The sequence below is a fragment of the Bradyrhizobium sp. USDA 3262 genome, assembly GCF_054060035.1.
The window spans coordinates 6,103,409-6,122,918 of record NZ_JBSSCT010000001.1 but is presented as its reverse complement, the minus strand read 5'-3'; the positions used below and the strand labels follow the sequence as shown (position 1 = coordinate 6,122,918).

The window sequence follows — 19,510 nt, the reverse complement described above, 5'->3', positions numbered from 1 at the left end:
CGGTGACTGAAGCCAAAGCGACCAGACGTACCAAGGAACCCAAGCGCGCGATGACCGCGCTGCAACGCCGACGCCTACGTGTGCCGCGGGTCGGGCTGCACGAGCAGGCGGCGGCGCGGCTGCGCACCATGATCGTGCGCGGCGAGCTGGCGCCGGGGCAATCGCTGGGGGAGGCGGACCTGTCCGATGCGCTCGGCATCTCGCGCACGCCGCTGCGCGAGGCGCTCAAGCAATTGGCGAGCGAGGGCCTGGTCGAGCTGCGGCTCAACCACAGCGCCGTGGTGGCGCCGTTCCGCCGCGCCGAACTCGCCGAACTGTTCGAGGCCGTCAGCGGCATCGAACGCTGCGCCGCCGAGCTCGCCGCGCTGCGCATGGAGCCGGAAGATTTCGAACGGCTCGCGGCGCTGCAGGACAAGATCGAGTGGCATCACGGCCGTGGCGAGCTGCGCGACTATTTTCAAGTTAATCAGCAGATCCATTCGGCGATCGTCGGCTTCGCCCGCAATGCGGTGCTGAAGGCGACACACGAGGCGCTGCTGGCGCGGGCCGAGCGTGCGCGCTTCTTCGCGCTGTCGGTGCTCGGCCGCTGGGATGAATCGGTGCGCGAGCATCAGGAGATCTTGTCCGCGCTGAAGGCGCGCAATGCGGCCCGGGCCGGGCAGATACTGGCCCACCACGTGCGCCGCACCGGCGAGATCGTCGCCGAGACGCTGGATGCCAAGGCAATGAACGACAAGGCGGACGACGCCGCGGCACCGGAGCCGCCGGCAAGACCGCGTGGCCGGAAGACGAGGAACGTTGCGCCATGAAGATCCTGCTGCTCAATCCCAACACGACGGCCGATGTGACGGATCTGCTTCATGCCGCCGGCAGCAGGGCGGCGTCGGCCGGCACCGAGCTCGTGCCGGTCACTGCCGCGCGCGGCGTGCCTTATATCGCGACCCGCGCGGAGGCCCAGATCGGCGGCGCGATCGCGCTGGAGATGCTGGCAGAAGCCGGCCCCGGCGTCGATGCCGCCGTGATCGCGGCGTTCGGCGATCCCGGCCTGTTCGGCGCGCGCGAGCTGTTCGCCTTTCCCGTCGTGGGATTGGCCGAAGCTGCGATGCTCACGGCCTGCATGCTCGGCCGCCGGTTTGCGATCGTCACCTTCGCTGGCGCGCTGGCGCCCTGGTACGAGGAATGCGTCGCCATGCACGGGCTGAGCGCGCGCTGCGCCGGCATCCGCACGCTTGACGGTAGTTTCCAGTCGATCTCGCAGGTGCAGGCCGAGAAGGAGGAACTGCTGGTCGCGCTCGCCAACCGCGCGGTCGAGCAGGACAACGCCGATGTCGTCATTCTGTCGGGCGCGCCGCTCGCCGGACTCGCGGCAAAGGTCCGCGATCGCATTCCGGTGCCGGTGGTCGATCCGGTCGTGGCGGCGGTGCGGCAGGCGGAAACGCTCGCCGTGCTCAAGCCGCGCAAGGCGGTGGCCGGCACCTTCCGCCGTCCCGATCCGAAGCCGACGCGCGGTCTGGCCGAGCCACTCGCCGCAATCATCGAACACCGCTCACCGAAGGAAGGGACAAACTGATGTCCTTCGACACCATCATCCGCGGCGGCACCGTGGTGACCGCTGCCGACACCTTCGCCTGCGACGTCGGTATCCGCGGCGGCAAGATCACGGCGCTCGGCCATGATCTCGGCGATGCGGCCACGATCATCGACGCGACCGACCGCCTGGTGCTGCCGGGCGGCATCGACAGCCACGTCCACTTCGCCCAGCCGTCCGGCGACGGCATCGTGATGGCCGACGGCTTTGCCAGCGGCACGCGCTCGGCGGCGTTCGGCGGCAACACCACCGTGCTGCCGTTCTGCCTGCAGGAGAAGGGCCAGACGCTGCGCGAAGCGTTGAAGCATTACCATTCGCTGGCCGAAGGCGAGTGCCATGTCGACGTCGCCTTCCATCTCATCCTCACCGATCCGACCGAGCATGTGCTGGGCCAGGAACTGCCGGCGCTGGTCGAGGACGGTTATACCTCGCTGAAAGTCTTCATGACCTATGAGGGGCTGGCGCTGTCGGATCGCGAGCTGCTCGAGACCATGTCGGTCGCGCGCGAGACCGGCGCGATGCTGATGGTGCACGCGGAAAACTTCGACGCGATCCGCTTCCTGACCGACCGGCTGGAGCGCGCCGGCAACACCGCGCCGCGCTTCCACGCGACCTCGCGGCCGATCCCGGTTGAGCGCGAGGCCACCCATCGCGCGATCTCGCTGTCCGAGCTCGTCGACGTGCCGATCATGATCGTGCATGTCTCGAACCGCGAGGCGATGGACGAAATCCGGCGCGCGCAGCAGCGGGGCTTGCGGGTGATGGGCGAGACCTGTCCGCAGTACCTCATGCTGACCGAAAAGGATCTCGATCAGCTCAACATGGAAGGCGCAAAATACGTCTGCTCGCCGCCGCCGCGCGACGTCGCCAGCCAGCAGGCCTGCTGGGAAGGTTTGCAGCAGAAGGTGTTCTCGGTGTTCTCGTCGGACCATTGCCCGTTCCGTTACGACGACCCGCAAGGCAAGCTTGCGCCGAAGGGCCGCACCAGCTTCCGCTGGGTGCCGAACGGAATCCCGGGTGTGGCGACGCGGCTGCCGATCCTGTTCTCCGAAGGCGTGGTGAAGGGGCGGATCGACCTCAACAGCTTTGTCGCCTTCAGCTCCACCAACCACGCCAAAATCTACGGCCTCTATCCGCGCAAGGGCACGATCGCGGTCGGCTCGGATGCCGACATCGCGCTGTGGGACCCGAAGCGCAAGGTGACGATCCGTCACGAGCTGATCCACGACGGCGCGGACTACACGCCCTATGAAGGGCTCGAGGTGACGGGCTGGCCGGTGCTGACCATGGTGCGCGGCAAGGTCGTCGTCGATAACGGTACGCTCGTCGGCGGCAAGGACCACGGCACCTATCTGCCGCGTGCCAAGCCGCCGAAGGCCGCGACCATCCCGTAACGCGACCATCCCGTAACAAGCAAAGAGAGAAGGCAGGAGATCAACATGCCCTATGCTGTGACAGACGACGGAGTGCGGCTCTATTTCGAGGAGACCGGATCGGGGCATCCGGTAATCCTGGTTCATGAGTTTGCCGGCGACCTGCGCAGCTACGAGCCGCAGATGCGGCACTTCGGCAAGCGCTTCCGGACGATCGCCTACAATGCGCGCGGCTTCCCACCGTCCGATGTGCCGGAGCAGGTCTCGTCCTATTCGCAGGCGCGCGCCGCCGACGATATCCTGGCCGTGCTCGATCACATCGGCGCGCCGAAAGCGCATATCGTCGGTTTGTCGATGGGCGGCTTTGCGACGCTGCATTTTGGATTGCGTCACCCTGATCGGGCGCTGTCGCTGTGCATCGGCGGCTGCGGTTACGGCGCCGAGCTCGACAAGCGCGAGACGTTTCGCGCCGAGGCCGACGTGATCGCGGGCATGATCCGCAAGGAGGGCATGCCGGCCTTCGCCGAGCGCTACGCCTACGGGCCGACCCGCGTGCAATATGAAAACAAGGACCCGCGTGGCCACGCCGAGTTCAAGACCATGCTGGCCGAGCATTCGGCGGTGGGATCGGCCAATACCCAGCAGGGCGTGCAGAAGGAGCGTCCCTCGCTCTACACGCTGGTCGACGAGATGAAGCGGATCACGGTGCCGACGCTGATCATCACCGGCGACGAGGATTGGCCTTGCCTGCTGCCGGGCATCCTGATGAAGCAGAGCATCCCGTCGGCCGCGCTCGCAGTGATGCCGAACTGCGGCCACGCCATCAACATCGAGGAGCCCGACGAATACAACCGGATCGTCGGCGATTTCCTGTCGCAGGTCGAGAGCGGCCGCTGGCCGCAGCGCGATCCGCGGGCGGTCAGTGCTTCAATAACGGGAATGAAGGAGTAGGCTTCACGCCGAGTTGAATCGCGGCCTTCATCCGCCACCAGGCCAAGCATCCGCGCCTTTCGAGCAACATCCTCGGAAGGCGCGGATTTTTTTCGGGCGTGAGCACGCCGCGACAGCAGGCGGCGCACAATCTGTTCGCATGATTGCTGTCATTCAATTCCATGTCTTGTGACCGAAACCGCGTCCACAGATAGCCGCTCGCGTGAGACGGAAGGGGAGGGCGTCTGTCATGCGCGCAAAGATTGGTCCCTCGATGCCTGCTGCAACCGATGCGGACATGAGCGCGCATCATCATTCGTCGCATTCATTCGATCGACACAGCGCTGTCATCGGCGATGGATAACTTGTCGCAGGTCGACGTCATAAATCCTTAAAAATAAAAGGGGCACTACGGTGAAAGCCAAATTTCTTTCGACGGTCGGAGTCTGTCTGGTTGCTGCCGCTGCGGTGATGTGCAGCGCCGCAGCTCAGGACGACAACAAGGGCAATAACGGCCACGATCATCATCCGCACGACATCCACACCCAAACGCCGATCAAGCATCTCGTCGTTATTTTCAACGAGAATCGCTCGTTCGATCACTACTTCGCAACCTATCCTGTTGCGACCAACCCGACCGGCTCTATCCCGTTCACGGCGAAGCCGCATACGCCGAAGGTCAACAACCTCGCCAACGCCAATCTGTTGACCAACAACCCGAACACCAACCCGGCCAACGGCACCGGCGCGACCAATCCGTTCCGCCTCGACCGCACCCAGGCCAACACCAAGTCGCAGAATCACGCCTACACGCCCGAGCAGCAAGCGGTCGACAACGGCAAGGAAGACCTGTTTCCGAAATTCACCGGTCGCGGCACCGCCGGCGGCGTCGGCGCCTTCGGCACCAACGGGCAGGTGATGGGCTATTTCGACGGCAACACCGTCACCGCGTTCTGGAATTACGCCCAGAACTTCGCGATGAGCGACAACAACTGGACCGACACCTTTGGTCCGTCGACGCCCGGCGCGCTCGAGGTGGTTGCCGGCCAGACCAACGGTGCGCAGAACATCGTCGGCTCGTCGTCGTCGATCGCCGACGGCCAGGGCGGCCTGACGCTGATCGGTGATACCGACCCTGCCTACGATGCCTGCTCGAGCACGACCAGCCAGGTCCTGATGACCAGCAAGAACATCGGCGACCTGCTCAATGCCGAGCAGATCAGCTGGGGCAGCTTCATGGGCGGTTTCGACCTGACGCTAAAGAACAGCAACGGCACCACCAACTGCGGCCGCAGCACGTTCTCGAGCAACGTCAACGGCACAGTCGTGGACTACATCCCGCACCACGCCTGGTTCCAGTACTACAAGTCGACGGCCAACCCGACCCATGCGCGGCCGAGCTCGGTAAATGCGGTCGGACACACCTATGTGCCCGGCGGCAAGACGCTCGATCCGGCCAATCACGCCTACGACCTCGAGGACTTCTACGCCGCGGTGAAGGCCGGCAACTTCCCTGCCGTCTCCTACATCAAGATGCCGGCCTACCAGGACGGTCATCCCGGCAACTCCGATCCGCTCGACGAGCAGGCCGGCGATGTCGAGCTGATCAATTTCCTGCAGAAGCAGAAGGAGTGGGGCGAAACCGCGGTCATCATCACCTATGACGACTCCGACGGCTGGTACGATCACCAGTACCTTGCGCCGATCAGCGCCTCGTATGACCCGACCGCCGACCAGGTCAACGGCCCCGGCCAGTGCGGCCGCGGCATCGGCAAGCAGACGCAGCCGAACGGCCTCAATGGCCAGCCGGTCAACGGCCGCTGCGGTCCCGGCACGCGAACCCCGTTCCTGGTGATCTCGCCCTTCGCCAAGCGCAACTACGTCAGCCACACCCGCATCTCGCAGGCGTCCGTGGTGCGCTTCATCGAGGACAACTGGCTGCACGGCCAGCGTCTTGGCGGCGGCTCGTTCGACGACAGCGTCGAATCGATCGCCGACCTGTTCGACTTCGAGCGCGGCCACGGCCAGGACCACGAGTACCGGCAGGACACGCTGTTCCTTGATCCGACAGCCGGAACGGTCATCGTCAGCCCGCCGGATGATCACCATCACCACTAACGCCCTTCGGTTCTGATCCAATCAGAACCGAAGCTCTGCCCTGACGCGTTCTGCTCGCGCGAACTGGTCTCCAGTTCGCGCGAAAACGCTTAACGACACTGGATCTGACATGAACCGCCGCACCTTGTGGCTTCTCGGCGCCGGCTTGCTGTGCATGGCCGGCACTGTTGCGGCCGTCGAGACGCAGGGACTTCCGGGGACCAATCCGAACCCGGTGCAGCTCAGGCGTCCGCCGGTCGCCCCTCTGTCCGCCATGGCGCTGCTCGGTCAGAAGATCTTCTTCGACGCGTCGCTGTCCTCGTCGGGCGCGTTGTCATGCGCGTCCTGCCACAGTCCGGACCACGCTTACGGCCCGCCCAATGATGGACCGGTGATGCTCGGCGGGCCCGCGCAATCCCGGCAAGGGACACGCGCCGTGCCGGGCCTGACCTATCTCGAGCGGCAGCCGAATTTCAGCATCGGGCCGGAAAAGGACGAGGACGACAATGTCGTCGACTTCGCGCAACTGGCCGCGCTCGGCCAGCAGGCCGCGCGCGCCAGGAAAGTTGCGACCGGGACTGCCGCGTCGGCGGTCAACATCGTCCCGCAGGGCGGACTGTTCTGGGACGGCCGCGCCGATACGCTGCAGGACCAGGCGATCTTCCCGCTGCTCGATCCCAACGAGATGGACGGCGGCAGCATCGAGATCGTAGCGCAGAAGCTGCGCCAGGCGAGCTACGCGCCGCGCTTCGCCGAGCTGTTCGGCGCCCAGGTCTTCGACAACACGCGGCTGCTGGTCGCGGAGGCGATGTTTGCCGTCGCGCGTTATCAGGTTGAGGAGCCGAGCTTCCATCCCTACACCAGCAAGTTCGACTACTGGCTGGAAGGCAAGGCGCGGCTGAGCGAGAGCGAGTTGCGCGGCCTGCAATTGTTCAACGATCCGGACAAGGCCAATTGCGGCGGCTGCCATACGTCGCAGCCGACCCGGGATGGTCTGCCGCCGCTGTTCACCGATCATCAATATGAGGCGCTCGGCGCGCCGCGCAACCCCGCGCTCGCCAGCAACCGCGATCCCGACCATTTCGATCTCGGGGTTTGCGGTCCGTACCGCACCGACATTGCCGAGCAGACGCAATATTGCGGGATGTTTCTGACGCCGACCTTGCGCAACACGGCGACGCGTCGCGTGTTCTTCCACAACGGCGTCTTCACGAGCCTCGAGCAGGTGCTCGACTTCTATAACTTCCGCGATACCAATCCGGAGAAGGTCTTTCCGCGCGGCGCCGACGGCACGGTGCGCAAGTACGATGACCTGCCGGAAAAGTATCACGGCAATGTCGACGTCAGCGATCCGCCGTTCGAGCGCCATCTCGGCGAGACGCCCGCGATGACGGCACAGGACGAGGCCGACATTATCGCCTTCCTGAAGACGTTGACCGACGGTTACCAGCCGGAGCGGTGAGACGTCGCGACGTTCCACCGCGGAACCGCACTGTGAGTTGGCAGCGCTTCGTCATGCGCGCATAATGGCTGCATGAATGTCGTCGAAGGCAACGGTGCCAGGATCCCGGCAATCGGGCTTGGCACATGGGAGCTGCGCGGGCGGACCTGCGCGCGCATCGTCGAGCAGGCGTTGCGGCTCGGCTATCGCCACATCGACACCGCGGAGATCTACGACAATGAGCGCGAGGTCGGCGAGGGGCTGCGTGCCTCCGGCGTCAAGCGCGACGACGTGTTCGTCACCACCAAGGTCTGGACCACGCATTTCATGGCGAAGGATCTCGAACGCGCCGCCAAGGAGAGCCTGGCGCGGCTGCGCCTGACCGAGGTCGATCTGTTGCTGCTGCACTGGCCCAATCCGCAGGTGCCGCTTGCCGAGACGCTCGGCGCGCTGGCGCGAGTCAGGCAGGCGGGCCTGGCGCGGCACATCGGCGTCTCCAACTTCAACGCGGCGCTGATCGAGGAGGCGGTGGCGACATGCCCCGAGCCGCTCGCCTGCGACCAGGTCGAATACCATCCTTATCTCGACCAGGCCGATGTGATCGAAGCCTGTCGACGCCACGGCATGGCATTCGTCGCCTACAGCCCGATCGCGAAGGGACGGGTCAAGGGCGACCGCGCGCTGGCGCGGATCGGCGACCGCTATCGCAAGAGCGCTGCCCAGGTCTGCCTGCGCTGGCTGGTGCAACAGAATGTCTCCGCGATCCCGCGCACCTCGAAGCTCGAACGCCTTCAGGAGAACATCGACATCTTCGATTTTGAGCTGTCGGTCGACGACATGCGCGAGATCTCGGCGATCGGGAGCGCTGACGCGCGATGATGGGCTCCGCGACGCACGGGGTCTTTGCCTGAGAATCAAGTCTCGGAAAAATGGCTGGGTCCTGATCCCAATCATGCTAATGCCCCGCTGGCCGATTGCAGCTTTGGACCGAATGGGGATTGAGGCAGGCGGGTTCCGGCCGGTATTATAGCCGGCGGGGAGAGACATCACTGACGTGATCGAGTGGGATGAAGTTTCGGCCAAACGCGGATCTGATGGCGTCGGTGTTCGTGCACCTGATGCTGCTCGCGCTGATTTTCCTTTATTCGGAGGTCCATCAGTTCGATCCCGTCGCCGCTGACACGGTGCCGGTCGAGATCGTGACGCCGCAGGAGGTCGCCAGGTCCGACGTCGAGACCAAGCCCGAACCGGCACCGAGCCCGTCGCCGACGCCCGAGTTGCAGTTGCCGTCGCTCGACAAGCCGGTGGATTCAGCCAAGCCCGAACCATCGGCGCAGGCGGCCGCGCCACAGCAGAACGCGCCACAGCAACCACCGCAGAAGCAGGCGACGCCGACGGCGCCCAAGCCCAGCCCGGCGCCGCAACGTGCCGCGGCCGAGCCGCCGCCCGCGCCGCCGGCACCGCAAACGCCACCGATGCCCCAGCCGACGGCGCAGCAACAGGCGGCAGCGTCGTCGCCTGCCTATGCGCAGCCCGAGCCGGATCTTTCGGTCAAATACAATGTCATGCTCGGCCTGCCGCCCGACATTTCCGTGAAGCCGCCCGCCAGCGCGCCGTCCGGCCCCGGACCCGGCAAGGACAATTTCGACGCAGCCGCCACCGAGCAGGCCGACGTCGGCTCGAGCGTGGTCGCCGAATTTCGCCGTCATCTGAAGACCTGCCTGAAACTCCCGCCGACGCTGAGCGCGGGTGACGACGTAAAGATCAAGCTCAGGGTGCTCATGAAGCCCGACGGCAAGCTCGCCGCGCAGCCGGTGCTGATCGAGGCCACCGCCTCGGAAAAGGGGCCGCTGCTGCTGAAGAGCGCGACCGAGGCGCTGCAGGCCTGCCAGCCCTATGCGATGCTGCCGCGGGATCGCTACGGCGAATGGAAGGTGCTCGACCTCGACTTCAGCCCGCGCGATTTCGCGTCGTAGACAAGGTTCGCTTCAGCTTCCCATCGCCTGCCAGGCATTCGAGGCGAACTGCCGGCGCCAGATCACGATCACGACCGCGGCGGTCGTGACGAACAGCACCCAGGGGCTGACGAACCAGCCGAGATAGCCGAGCGCGAAGAAGAACGCGCGCTGGCCGCGGTTGAAGTGCCGGCCCGCCGTCTCGAACAGCCGCGTGGTGCGGATCACGTGGGCCTCCGCCTCCGGCGTATCGCGCTGCTCGGCCGGCGGCATCGCGCCGAACAGGATCGCCACATAGTTGAACAGGCGATAGGCCCAGGCGAATTTGAAGAAGGTGTAGATGAAGATCAGGATCAGCCCGATGCACTTGACCTCCCACAAAGCGGGCGAGGGCGTGAGGTTGACCGGCAGCGCGCCGAGCACGGCGAGCGCGTCATTGGTGGCGCGCAACAGCGCCAGCCCGCCGCCGATCGCGATCAGACTGGTGGAGGCAAAGAACGCGGTGCCGTTCTGCAAGCTGGCCATGATCTGCATGTCGACCATCCGTGCGTCGCGGTTGAGCAGATTCCGCACCCAGATTTCGCGATAGACATGCATCCGCGCCGATAGGCTGTCGCGCCCATACGCGGTATGCTCCAGCGTGATGGTATAGACCAGCCATTCCAGCGCAAAGAAGCCGACGGCCAGGATGTCGGTCCAATAGCCAGTCATGTTGCCTTCCTTCGTGAGCGCGCGGCTGACTGTCCGCGCCGGGCCGCATCCGCGTCATGTACAGGTTGAACGCGTGCAATGCACTATGGCAAACTACCGTGGCAACAGGATTCCCGGACATGCTCAAGCTCGTCATCGGCAACAAGAACTATTCGTCATGGTCGATGCGGCCCTGGCTGGCGTTGCGCGCCAACAACATCCCGTTCGAAGAGGTCTTCATTCCGCTCTACACGGACCAGACCGACAAGGACCGCATTCTCTCGTTCAGCAAGGCCGGCAAGGTGCCGACACTGATCGATGGCGACGTCACGGTGTGGGATTCGCTGGCGATCATCGAATATCTCGCCGAGAGATTTCCCGAGGCGAAGCTCTGGCCTGCGGATCGCGCCGCGCGCGCGCATGCCCGCGCGATCTCGGCGGAGATGCATTCCGGCTTCATGCCGCTGCGCAACGAATGCGGCATGAACCTGCACCGGCCGATCCGCGCCGTCGCGCTCTCCGACGATGCGCGCGCCAACGTGGCGCGGATCCAGGAGATCTGGGCCGACTGCCATGCGCGCTACGGCAAGCAGGGTCCGTTCCTGTTCGGCGCATTCTCTGCGGCGGACGCGATGTATGCGCCCGTGGTGCATCGTTTCCGCACCTATGCGATCCCGGTGAAGGCCGAGGCGCAGCACTATGTCGATGCCATGATGGCGCTGCCGGCGTTCGCCGAATGGACCCGCGACGGCATTGCCGAGACGCTGCGGATCGCTCGATTCGAGGATGCCTGACCGGTCTTGGAGCTTCGGTCCTGATTGAATCAGAACCGAAGCTCCGGATTTTTGTTTCGACGCGTTTTCTTCACGCGAACCGGTATCCACTTCGCTCGAAAACGCTCCATGCGCTTCCGAATTGTGACAGCGGTCGCAAAGATCGCGGCTTGACGCCGCGGGGTTGGAGGCGTCGAATCCGGAAAGGCTGGTTTTGCAAGTCGTGAAAGGACTTAGACCATGGGCATTCTCGATTCCCTGGAGAATTCGCCGGAGCTGAAAGGCATGCTTGGCCAGCTTGGCGCGGCGGTGATCCCGGTCGTGCTCGGCGAGGTCTTGGGCAATGGCGGGCAGGGCGGCTTGTCCGCGATCGTCGCCAAGCTCGAGCAGGCCGGGCTCGGCGAGCAGGTCAAATCCTGGATCGGTACCGGTCAGAACCTGCCGATCACGGCCGAGCAGCTCCAGCAGGTGCTCGGCAGCGACACGGTCAAGCAGCTCGCCGCCAAATTCAACATTCCGGTGGACCAGCTGTCCAAGGTGCTCGCCCAGCAACTTCCGGCTGCGGTCGACGGCGCGAGCCCGGGCGGCAAGCTGCCGCACACCGCCTGAGCGGCTGGAATCGGGTTCCAGCCGGGCTCGGCGGGCAATTTCCGGCTGGCACGCAAATTGCTGCCTATCGCCCTGAAAAACCTGCAAAAATCGCACCTTCGCTATACCCCAATCTTGCTGGATTTGGGGAGGTGCGATGTGCTAGCTTGCCGCAGGGTTCTCAAAATGCCGGCCTGAGCTATCGGGACTGTCAGCTCAGCCAGCAATCTCTAAGAAAATGGAGAGGGCGTTGAAGCATAAGTACTCGATTGGCGAGACCGTCTATTTCACGGCCAGCAACGTGGCGCGCCCCGCCGCGAGCGGCACCTACCAAGTGATCCGGCTGCTGCCGACCGACGGTGACGATTGCCAATATCGCATCAAGAGCTCGACTGAAGCTTTCGAACGGGTGGCCAAGGAGAGTCAGCTCGCGCTGTCCTGAAGGAGTTGTGCGCAAGCCGGCGGCTGGCGCGGGTTCCGCACCGCCGCCGTCAAAAGGCCCTGTTCGCAGACCCATTGTGCTGAAGGTTGGACGTCGGGGTGGCGGCGTCCGCCGTCGCCGATTGTGCTTACGCTGCGTTGAGGGACATCGCGCATGAACTGGGCTTCCTCGCTGGATCAGATCTGGCGCTCACCGACTTTCCCGATGTGGCTGACGCTGGCCGCCGCGGGGTTCTTTGGGATCGTCGTTCTGGTCACGCTGCTGCGTGCGGAAAAATCCGTCGCCAACGGCGCGCTGACCGTGATCACGCTGCTGTCGATCGCGGTTGCGGTCGCCGCGACGATCCGCGGCTTCGGCCCGGGCGGGCAGGCGGCGCCGGCTGAGACGCGGACGGCGCAACTGACCAGCCAGACGGTGCCGGCGCTGGCCTGCGTCGACGACCTCGCCGGCGACGCCGTTCTCAACGCCTGCGAGAAGGTGCTGTTCGGTTCATCGGATACGGCCGCGGCGGCGGTCAGCTACGCGGCGGCGCAGGTCTCGCGCCTGACCGCGCTGGGCGACCTCGCGACCGCCGAGCGCAATTCGACCACCGAGTTGCAGGCGCTGCGCCGCGCCATCGAGCATGACCGCTATGGCCTGGTGGCCTATGCGCTGATGGCGCGCGACCACTGCACGCCGACCGCGTGCCCCGCGTTCCGCTCGCTCGGCGACAACCATCAGATCATCGCCAACATGAACGAGCGGACCTACGAGAACCTGATCACGCGCTATGCGGGGTCCTGGAACGCGGCGGCCGGCGCCCAAGCGTCGGCCGCCGCCGGCCTGGTCGCGGCGCTGCCGCAGTCATTGCCCACCGGCAAGCCGACCAATGCGGAGTTTCCGAGCTCGGCGAACACGCCGCCGGTCAGCATCATGACGCCCGAGCCGGCGAAGCCGGCCGCAGCCGCACCGGCCGCGCGCGCCGCCGCCGCGCCGCCCGCTGCAGCCCCGAAGCGGCCGCCGGCAGCGAAGCGCCCCGTCCAGATCGCGCCGGCCCCAGCCGCGCCGGCGCCGCCTCCTGCCGCCGCCAGCGCACCGGCGGCTGCGAACGAACAATGAGCGTGATGGCGGCGGCTTGAGCCGCCGTCACTGCACTGTTCCGGCTTCGCTTCGCTCGAAAAACGCTCTAGTCCCGATATCCACCGCCGCGGAGAGCGCTCCCTTTTCAAAGCGCGCGCCGGCCGCTACATCCGGCACATGCCGCTTCATCTCATCAAGCTCGCCGTCGGTTGCGACTCCGTCAAGGAACTCAAGGGCTGGGTTGCCGAACGGATGGCGACCGCGAAGAAAAAGGGCCTGCCGCTCCGTCACGTCCACATCACGCGGATGACGCCGAAGCGCGAGGAGGAGATCCTTGCCGGCGGTTCGCTCTATTGGGTGATCCGCGGCGAGATCGCCGCGCGCGAGAAGATCATCGCCATTGAGCCGTTCCGCGACAAGGACGGTATCGGCCGCTGCCGGCTGGTGATGCAGCCCAAGGTGATCGCGGTCTCGCCGCGACCGATGCGGCCGTTCCAGGGCTGGCGCTACCTGACCGCGGACTCCGCGCCGGCCGATCTCACCAAGTCGAGCGCGGCCAGCGTGGCATCGATGCCCGAGCCGATGCGCCGCGAGTTGCGCGACCTCGGCTTGCTCTGAGCACGATGGCTGCCGCGAACTACTGCGGCTGTGTCACGAGGTGCAGCCGGCCCCATTCGGAGGCCGGGATCTCGACAAAGCGGCCGCCGCCCGCATTGCTGACGGCGACGTCGAGCAGTTCGTGATCGATCCCCATCTCGCCGAGATAGCGTCGGAACTGGTCGGTGAAGATCGAGGTCAGGCTCTCGCGGTGCTCGGCGGAGACGTTGGGCGCCAGCCGGTTGTGGATCGCCATGCCGCTCAGCACCACGCGGCTGCCCTCCGGCAGGCTGCGATGCACGCCGCCCGACAGCATCAGCAGGCAGGCGAAATCGCAGGCAATGCCGGACGGCTTCTCCTTCGCGTCGAGCGGGCCGCCGGGCCGCTTGAGCGCGAAACATTCCTCCTCGGGTTTTCCGGTGCAGGCCTCGACCTCGGTCGCCGCGACCGCGGCATCGATGCCGCGATCGCGCAGGATGCGGCCGAGGCTGGAGGCGACGTTGAGGTTGGAATTCCCCTTGACGTTGATCACGACCGGCAGCTTGCGGCCGTTCTGCCGGTCGAGGATCGCCAGCAGGCGCTTGTAGGTATCCCACTGCACGGCGCCCTCGGCGGCGATCCAGTCCGAGCAGCCCGGGCCACAGGCATCGGGCGCACCATGTGCGACATAGAAGATCATCGCGCCGGGCGCCGAATTGACCCCGCCGACCGGCGGCCGGGTCTGCGCCTGCGCCAGGCCTGCGGCCACGAGCGCGATGCCGAAAGCAATGCCTTGCCTGAAATAACCGCTCATTCCGATCGCCTCTGAAAGGCGCGATCATCCACGCGTCGGGCCGCGCAGATGAGGCCGGGCCCTCATTACAGACTCGCACCTCGTTTGAGCATGAACCGCATCACACTTTCCGGATCCTGCTTCAGACCGGGATGTTGTCGATCAGGCGCGTGCTGCCGAGCTTTGCCGCCACCAGCATCCGCATCGGGCCGTCCTTCAGCGAGCCGATCGGCGCCAGGGAGGCAGCGTGGCGCACTTCGAGATAATCGAGCACGAAGCCGGCCCTGGTGATCGCCGCGGCACCGTCGGCCATTGCAGTCGCGGTATCCTCGCCGGCGCGCAGGCGGCCGGCCGTCTCCTTCATCACCCGATGAAGCTCGGGGGCGGCGCGCCGTTCCTCCGGGGAGAGGTAGACGTTGCGTGACGACATCGCGAGACCGTCGCGCTCGCGCACCGTTTTGGATCCGATCACCTTGACGCCGAGGTCGAGGTCCGCGGCCATCTGGGTGACGACCCGGAGCTGCTGAAAGTCCTTCTCGCCGAAGATCGCGAGGTCGGGCCGGACCTGGGTGAACAGCTTGCCGACCACGGTGGCGACGCCGCCGAAGAAATGCGGCCGGAAGCGGTCCTCGAGCCCGGCGGTGGCCGGCCCCTCCGGCACTATCCTGGTGGCGAAGCCGTCCGGGTACATCGCCTTCACCTCGGGGTGCCAGATCAGGTCGACGCCCTCGGCGGCGAGCTTGGCGACGTCGGCTTTCCAGGTGCGCGGATAGGAGCCGAAATCTTCGGTCGGCGCGAACTGGGTCGGGTTGACGAAGATCGAGACGACGACCCGCTTGGCGCGGCGCTTGGCGAGGCGCACCAGCGACACATGGCCGTCATGGAGCGCTCCCATGGTTGGGACCAGCGCGACGGTGGCCTTCTTGGCGCGCAGGGCGTCGACGGCGCGACGAAGGGCGGGGACGGTACGGACGACGGTGGGATTTCTCGGCATCTGGTCTCGGCTCGTGGGGCAATCCGGGTGGGGACGAATCTGGGTGGGACGGGCTGGCGTTCGGCAGGTGACGCAGCTTACCAAGTCCGAACCGCTATCGGCAAACCGCCGCGACAAGCCTTACCCGATCCCGGACGCGCGTGGATCGCAGCTGCCGTGCCGCCGATCGACGCAGCAGTCTTACTTGATCGACGCATCATTGAGCACGGCCGCAATTGATTTCCTGTCGCGGCGATGCATTTCACTTGACCGCAGCGGCGCGCGCTTTGAAGATCATTGACGGGATTTGAATCATGTTGGTGCAGGCTCGTCAGGGTCAATCCGGCTCCGCACATGTCATCGTGCTGGGCAACGAGAAGGGTGGATCGGGAAAGTCGACCACCGCCCTGCATATCGCCGTCGCGCTGCTGAAGGCCGGGCAGCGCGTCGCCAGCATCGATCTCGACTGCCGCCAGCAGAGCTTCACCCGCTACATCAGCAATCGCCAGGCCTGGGCGCGACGCACCGGGCTCGACCTCGAACTCCCCGCCCACCACTGCATCAAGTACGGCGCGACGATGCAGATCGAGGAGAACGAGAACGCGGAATTCCAGCAGTTCATGGCCGCGGTGAGCGCGGTGGAACGCGCCTATGATTTCATCGTCATCGATACCCCGGGCGCCGACAGCTACCTGATGCGGCTCGCGCATTCGATGGCCGACACGCTGGTGACGCCGATCAACGACAGCTTCCTCGATTTCGACGTGCTCGGGACCGTCGATCCCGCGACCTACGCGGTGACCGGCGAGAGCCATTATGCGGAGATGGTGCGCGACACCAGGCGCAAGCGCCGCCAGCTCGACGGCGCCTCGACCGACTGGATCGTGGTGCGCAACCGCCTGTCGATGCTCGGTTCGCGCAACAAGCAGCTGGTCGCCGACGGCTTGAAGCAGCTGTCGCTGCAGCTCGGGTTCCGTTCGGTCGACGGCTTTGCCGAGCGGGTGGTCTATCGCGAATTCTTCCCGCGCGGGCTGACGGCGCTCGACGACATCGACGAGGCGACGCTCGGCACGCGCCCGAGCCTCGGCCACGTCACCGCCCGCGAGGAGGTGATGAGCTTGCTCCGCCAGCTGAAGCTGCCGCTGGACGAGCGCGGCCGCCGCCGGGCCGCGAACCGGGCCGAATGGTTCAGCCAGGTCGACAAGCCGCTGGAAGTCGACGACATCATCGGCAGCTAGGCCGTCAGGCCTCCCTTGGGCAGGTTCCAGGGCGGCGGCCGTACAGGAGGTGACGATCGTCACTTCCGGGACGATGCCGAAGCGCGGTAGTCTTGCGGGGTTTTCGGCCACTCCGTCGCCAAAATGCCGGAACAAAGCTGGCCAGATCCGGTTTTCCCAAGCCAGCCGCGTTCTCGCTCCCGTCGGCTGGTCTTGAGGTATTATCGTGCCGCAGAGCCATGGCGCTAGAAGCGAATGCACAAAGGTTGTGTGCACCGCACAATGAACGTGCTGCGAAGTCCCAACTTTTAGACTTCCTGTCACAGCGCTGTGACATATATTCTCAAAAGGAGGCCGAAGAGTCTCCGGCCAAGAATAGCCCTGAAAAGGCGGGCACCTCGAGGACGTCATGAAGCGTGGAATTCTCGTTCTGCTTTCTCTCTCCGTGGTGATCACGGCGGCCTATTTCACCGCGAGCAAGTGGGCGATCCGTCACGAAACTCTCATGTTCAAGGACCCGACGCGCGATGAGCGGCCGGTCGCGGTCGACGTTGCCGTGCGCTTCGACAAGGAGATGCAGGCCGACGCTGGCATGATCACGCTGCCGGTTGCGATCCTCAACCATGGCAATACCGTCAAATTCACCGAATATTCCTTCCTCGCGAACGTGTTCGCGGCGCGCGGCTATCTGACCATCAGCATTCAGAACGACCTGCCGTCGGACGGACCGATGGTGACCAAGGTCGGCGAGCTCTATGTCGGCCGCCTGCCGCAGTACCAGCGCGGTATCACCAACATCAAGTTCGCGATCGAGGAGATGAAGAAGCGCCATCCGAACGCGGACTACAGCAAGCTGACGATGGTCGGCCATTCCAATGGCGGCGACATCGCGATGTATTTCGCCAAGCAGTATCCGGACGAGATCAAGAAGGTGGTGACGCTGGACAATCTGCGCGTGCCGTTCATGACCGACGGCAAGTTCAAGATTCTGTCGTTCCGTTCGCATGACTCGCAGTTCAAGCCGGATCCGGGTGTCGTTCCCGATGCCGACGAATGCGAGAAGGCCGGCATCACCGTGGTGAACACCAACTTCCAGCACAACGACATGCGTGACACCGGGCCCGATAAGGCCAAGGACTCGATCCAGGCCATGCTCGATAAATTCCTGGCCGATACCGACAGCGCTGTCGCGCCGGTCGACACCAGGAATGCGCCGCCGAAGATTCTGGAGCCCGGCCCCGTCTCGCTCTACGTGCCGGTCGAGAAACCTCAGACCTTGACCGACAAGCTCAAGAAGTCGCTCTCGCTGACCAAGACCGAGACGAAGAAGGATCCGTCGGTCACGAATTGACCGGGCGGCCCGGCACCCAGGCTGGCCCGTCACGTTGACCAATCCGCTGCCGCGGCCCACATAGTGTTTGCTGTACGAGGCAAGCGCTGATGGCCGGCAAGACGATCAAACCGACATCCGGAAGCGATGTACGCCCGACCCATGCGCCTGGCGTGCCGACATCCAGCGCGAACGACATCGCGGCATTCGTCGCCAAGGCGCGGGCGATGTCGCCGCATCGCGCCGGCGCCCGCGGCAGGCTGGTGTTCGCGCTCGACGCCACGATGAGCCGGCAGCCGACTTGGGACATGGCGTGCACGCTGCAGGCGGACATGTTCCGCGAGGCTGGCGCGCTCGGCAGTCTCGATATCCGCCTCGTCTATTATCGCGGCTTCAATGAGTGCCGTGCGTCGGGCTGGATCTCCGACAGCGCGCAGCTCGCGCGGCTGATGAGCAAGATCGATTGCCAGGGCGGCAACACCCAGATCGGCAAGGTGCTGTCCGAGACGCGCCGCGAGGCGGTCGAGGCGGGGGTGCGCGCGCTGGTGTTCGTCGGCGACGCGATGGAGGAGAGCGCCGACGATCTCTGCGCCAAAGCCGGCGAGCTCGGCCTGCTCAAGGTGCCGGTCTTCATGTTCCAGGAGGGCCACGACGTGACCGCCGAACAGACGTTTCGCGAGGTCGCGCGGCTGACCGGCGGTGCATGGTGCAGGTTCGATCCCGGCGCGGCCGCGCAGCTCCGCGAATTGCTGCGTGCCGCCGCAGCCTATGCCGCCGGCGGCCGCGAGGCCCTGCTGCAACTGGCCAAGACCGCGAGCGGCGCGGCGAAGCTGATCGGTCAGATGAAATAGCGCCGCGTCGCGTCAGGCTCCGCCTGATGCCGGTGAGACGAAGCTTCGCATGCTTTTTGCCGCCGGGCCGCCTATATTCCGGACATGCCAACCCTGATCGCTGGCGTCGTCGCCGTTGTCGTCATTTATTCCGCGCTGCAGATGTTTCGTGCGGCCAATCCCGCCGTGCTTGCGCGCGCGATCAAGATCGGTGGCGGGGTGCTCGCACTGGCGGTCGCGGCCTTTACCGGCGTGCGGGGCGAACTGGCGGTAGCAATTCCGCTCGGCATCTTCGGCGCCGGACTGCTCGGCTGGTCGCCGTTCGGAAGCACCGGATTTCCCAATTTCGGCGGCATGTTCGGCGGTTCGCGCAGCCAGGGACAAAGCTCGCGGGTGCGCTCGCAATATCTCGATATGACCCTCGATCACGGCAGCGGCGTGCTCAGGGGCCAGATCGTGGCCGGACCGCAGGCCGGCCGCATGCTCGACGAGTTCGACCTGTCGCAGCTATTGGCGATGGTCCCGAGCTTCGACGCCGAGAGCGTCGCGCTACTTGAAAGCTATCTGGACCGCCGTTTTCCCGCCTGGCGTCAGGACGCACAGGGCGACCGGGCACGGGGGCCGGGCCGTGCGGCGTCGGGTGGCAAAATGACGAACGAGGAGGCCTATCAGATCCTTGGCCTGCAGCCGGGAGCGTCGCGCGACGATATCGGCCGGGCTCACCGTACCCTGATGAAGAAACTCCATCCCGACCAGGGGGGCTCGACGTACCTCGCGGCCCGTGTGAACGAGGCCAAGGATACTTTGCTTCGCACGCATCTCTAACTCCGGCTACGCTACCAACGCCACAGCCGA

Annotated in this window: 21 protein-coding genes; 18 read left to right on the top strand and 3 right to left on the bottom strand. The window is 65.4% G+C overall.

Annotated elements, in window-relative coordinates; all coding sequences use genetic code 11:
- Positions 1–2 precede the first annotated feature (2 nt).
- The 8 genes from ACVWYP_RS28770 (at position 3) to ACVWYP_RS28735 (ending at position 9,405) form a co-directional block, all read left to right on the top strand.
- Positions 3–809: an FCD domain-containing protein gene (locus tag ACVWYP_RS28770; RefSeq protein ID WP_028343372.1), complete on the top strand. Its 807-nt coding sequence runs from the start codon at positions 3–5 to the stop codon at positions 807–809.
- The gene (locus tag ACVWYP_RS28765; protein WP_304495695.1) at positions 806–1,570 is read left to right on the top strand and encodes an aspartate/glutamate racemase family protein; all 765 of its coding nucleotides are present in this window, start codon (positions 806–808) and stop codon (positions 1,568–1,570) included. Before ACVWYP_RS28770 ends, ACVWYP_RS28765 begins: the two co-directional genes overlap by 4 nt.
- The gene (gene hydA / locus ACVWYP_RS28760) at positions 1,570–2,982 is read left to right on the top strand and encodes a dihydropyrimidinase (protein ID WP_304495694.1); all 1,413 of its coding nucleotides are present in this window, start codon (positions 1,570–1,572) and stop codon (positions 2,980–2,982) included. The genes ACVWYP_RS28765 and hydA overlap by 1 nt, the downstream gene beginning before the upstream one ends.
- A gap of 45 nt (positions 2,983–3,027) precedes the next feature.
- A complete protein-coding gene (locus ACVWYP_RS28755) occupies positions 3,028–3,912 on the top strand; it encodes an alpha/beta fold hydrolase (protein ID WP_304495693.1) in 885 nt (294 codons plus the stop codon).
- 450 nt (positions 3,913–4,362) lie between these two features.
- Complete coding sequence (locus tag ACVWYP_RS28750; protein ID WP_439711205.1) at positions 4,363–6,009, top strand: phospholipase C; 1,647 nt, start codon at positions 4,363–4,365, stop codon at positions 6,007–6,009.
- A gap of 109 nt (positions 6,010–6,118) precedes the next feature.
- Complete coding sequence (locus ACVWYP_RS28745; protein ID WP_304495691.1) at positions 6,119–7,450, top strand: cytochrome-c peroxidase; 1,332 nt, start codon at positions 6,119–6,121, stop codon at positions 7,448–7,450.
- Between the two features lie 72 nt (positions 7,451–7,522).
- Positions 7,523–8,308 carry an aldo/keto reductase gene (locus ACVWYP_RS28740; RefSeq protein WP_304495690.1) on the top strand — a complete coding sequence of 262 codons (786 nt, stop codon included), beginning with the start codon at positions 7,523–7,525 and terminating at the stop codon, positions 8,306–8,308.
- 188 nt (positions 8,309–8,496) lie between these two features.
- Positions 8,497–9,405, top strand: coding sequence for a hypothetical protein (locus tag ACVWYP_RS28735; protein ID WP_304495689.1), 909 nt, complete (start codon positions 8,497–8,499; stop codon positions 9,403–9,405).
- 12 nt (positions 9,406–9,417) lie between these two features.
- Here ACVWYP_RS28735 and ACVWYP_RS28730 read toward each other — a convergent pair whose 3' ends face one another.
- Positions 9,418–10,095, bottom strand: coding sequence for a DUF599 domain-containing protein (locus tag ACVWYP_RS28730; RefSeq protein WP_304495688.1), 678 nt, complete (start codon positions 10,093–10,095; stop codon positions 9,418–9,420).
- 119 nt (positions 10,096–10,214) lie between these two features.
- On the opposite strand from ACVWYP_RS28730, the gene ACVWYP_RS28725 reads away from it, so the two are divergent.
- The 5 genes from ACVWYP_RS28725 (at position 10,215) to ACVWYP_RS28705 (ending at position 13,554) form a co-directional block, all read left to right on the top strand.
- Positions 10,215–10,868, top strand: coding sequence for a glutathione S-transferase family protein (locus ACVWYP_RS28725; RefSeq protein WP_304495687.1), 654 nt, complete (start codon positions 10,215–10,217; stop codon positions 10,866–10,868).
- A 219-nt stretch (positions 10,869–11,087) separates the two neighbouring features.
- On the top strand, positions 11,088–11,456 hold the full coding sequence (locus ACVWYP_RS28720) for a YidB family protein (RefSeq protein ID WP_028343362.1): 369 nt from the start codon (positions 11,088–11,090) through the stop codon (positions 11,454–11,456).
- A gap of 217 nt (positions 11,457–11,673) precedes the next feature.
- Positions 11,674–11,877, top strand: coding sequence for a hypothetical protein (locus ACVWYP_RS28715; protein WP_018272021.1), 204 nt, complete (start codon positions 11,674–11,676; stop codon positions 11,875–11,877).
- A gap of 153 nt (positions 11,878–12,030) precedes the next feature.
- Complete coding sequence (locus ACVWYP_RS28710; RefSeq protein WP_304495686.1) at positions 12,031–12,975, top strand: hypothetical protein; 945 nt, start codon at positions 12,031–12,033, stop codon at positions 12,973–12,975.
- Between the two features lie 138 nt (positions 12,976–13,113).
- Positions 13,114–13,554: a DUF1489 family protein gene (locus tag ACVWYP_RS28705; RefSeq protein ID WP_028336418.1), complete on the top strand. Its 441-nt coding sequence runs from the start codon at positions 13,114–13,116 to the stop codon at positions 13,552–13,554.
- Between the two features lie 19 nt (positions 13,555–13,573).
- On the opposite strand, the gene ACVWYP_RS28700 is transcribed toward ACVWYP_RS28705, so the two are convergent.
- Together ACVWYP_RS28700 and panC are read right to left on the bottom strand one after the other, a co-directional pair.
- Positions 13,574–14,326, bottom strand: coding sequence for a hypothetical protein (locus tag ACVWYP_RS28700; protein ID WP_304495685.1), 753 nt, complete (start codon positions 14,324–14,326; stop codon positions 13,574–13,576).
- A gap of 121 nt (positions 14,327–14,447) precedes the next feature.
- Positions 14,448–15,299: a pantoate--beta-alanine ligase gene (panC, locus tag ACVWYP_RS28695; RefSeq protein ID WP_304495684.1), complete on the bottom strand. Its 852-nt coding sequence runs from the start codon at positions 15,297–15,299 to the stop codon at positions 14,448–14,450.
- Positions 15,300–15,366: 67 nt separating this feature from the next.
- On the opposite strand from panC, the gene ACVWYP_RS28690 reads away from it, so the two are divergent.
- The 5 genes from ACVWYP_RS28690 (at position 15,367) to ACVWYP_RS28670 (ending at position 19,480) form a co-directional block, all read left to right on the top strand.
- Entirely contained in the window at positions 15,367–15,579 is a 213-nt protein-coding gene (locus tag ACVWYP_RS28690) for a hypothetical protein (protein WP_304495683.1), read from the top strand.
- Positions 15,580–15,592: 13 nt separating this feature from the next.
- Positions 15,593–16,516, top strand: coding sequence for a division plane positioning ATPase MipZ (locus tag ACVWYP_RS28685; RefSeq protein WP_304495682.1), 924 nt, complete (start codon positions 15,593–15,595; stop codon positions 16,514–16,516).
- A 388-nt stretch (positions 16,517–16,904) separates the two neighbouring features.
- Positions 16,905–17,846, top strand: a complete 942-nt coding sequence (locus ACVWYP_RS28680; RefSeq protein WP_304495681.1) for an alpha/beta hydrolase — start codon at positions 16,905–16,907, stop codon at positions 17,844–17,846.
- 89 nt (positions 17,847–17,935) lie between these two features.
- Positions 17,936–18,676 carry a VWA domain-containing protein gene (locus tag ACVWYP_RS28675; protein WP_304495680.1) on the top strand — a complete coding sequence of 247 codons (741 nt, stop codon included), beginning with the start codon at positions 17,936–17,938 and terminating at the stop codon, positions 18,674–18,676.
- A gap of 84 nt (positions 18,677–18,760) precedes the next feature.
- Complete coding sequence (locus ACVWYP_RS28670) at positions 18,761–19,480, top strand: DnaJ domain-containing protein (RefSeq protein ID WP_304495679.1); 720 nt, start codon at positions 18,761–18,763, stop codon at positions 19,478–19,480.
- Positions 19,481–19,510 lie beyond the last annotated feature (30 nt).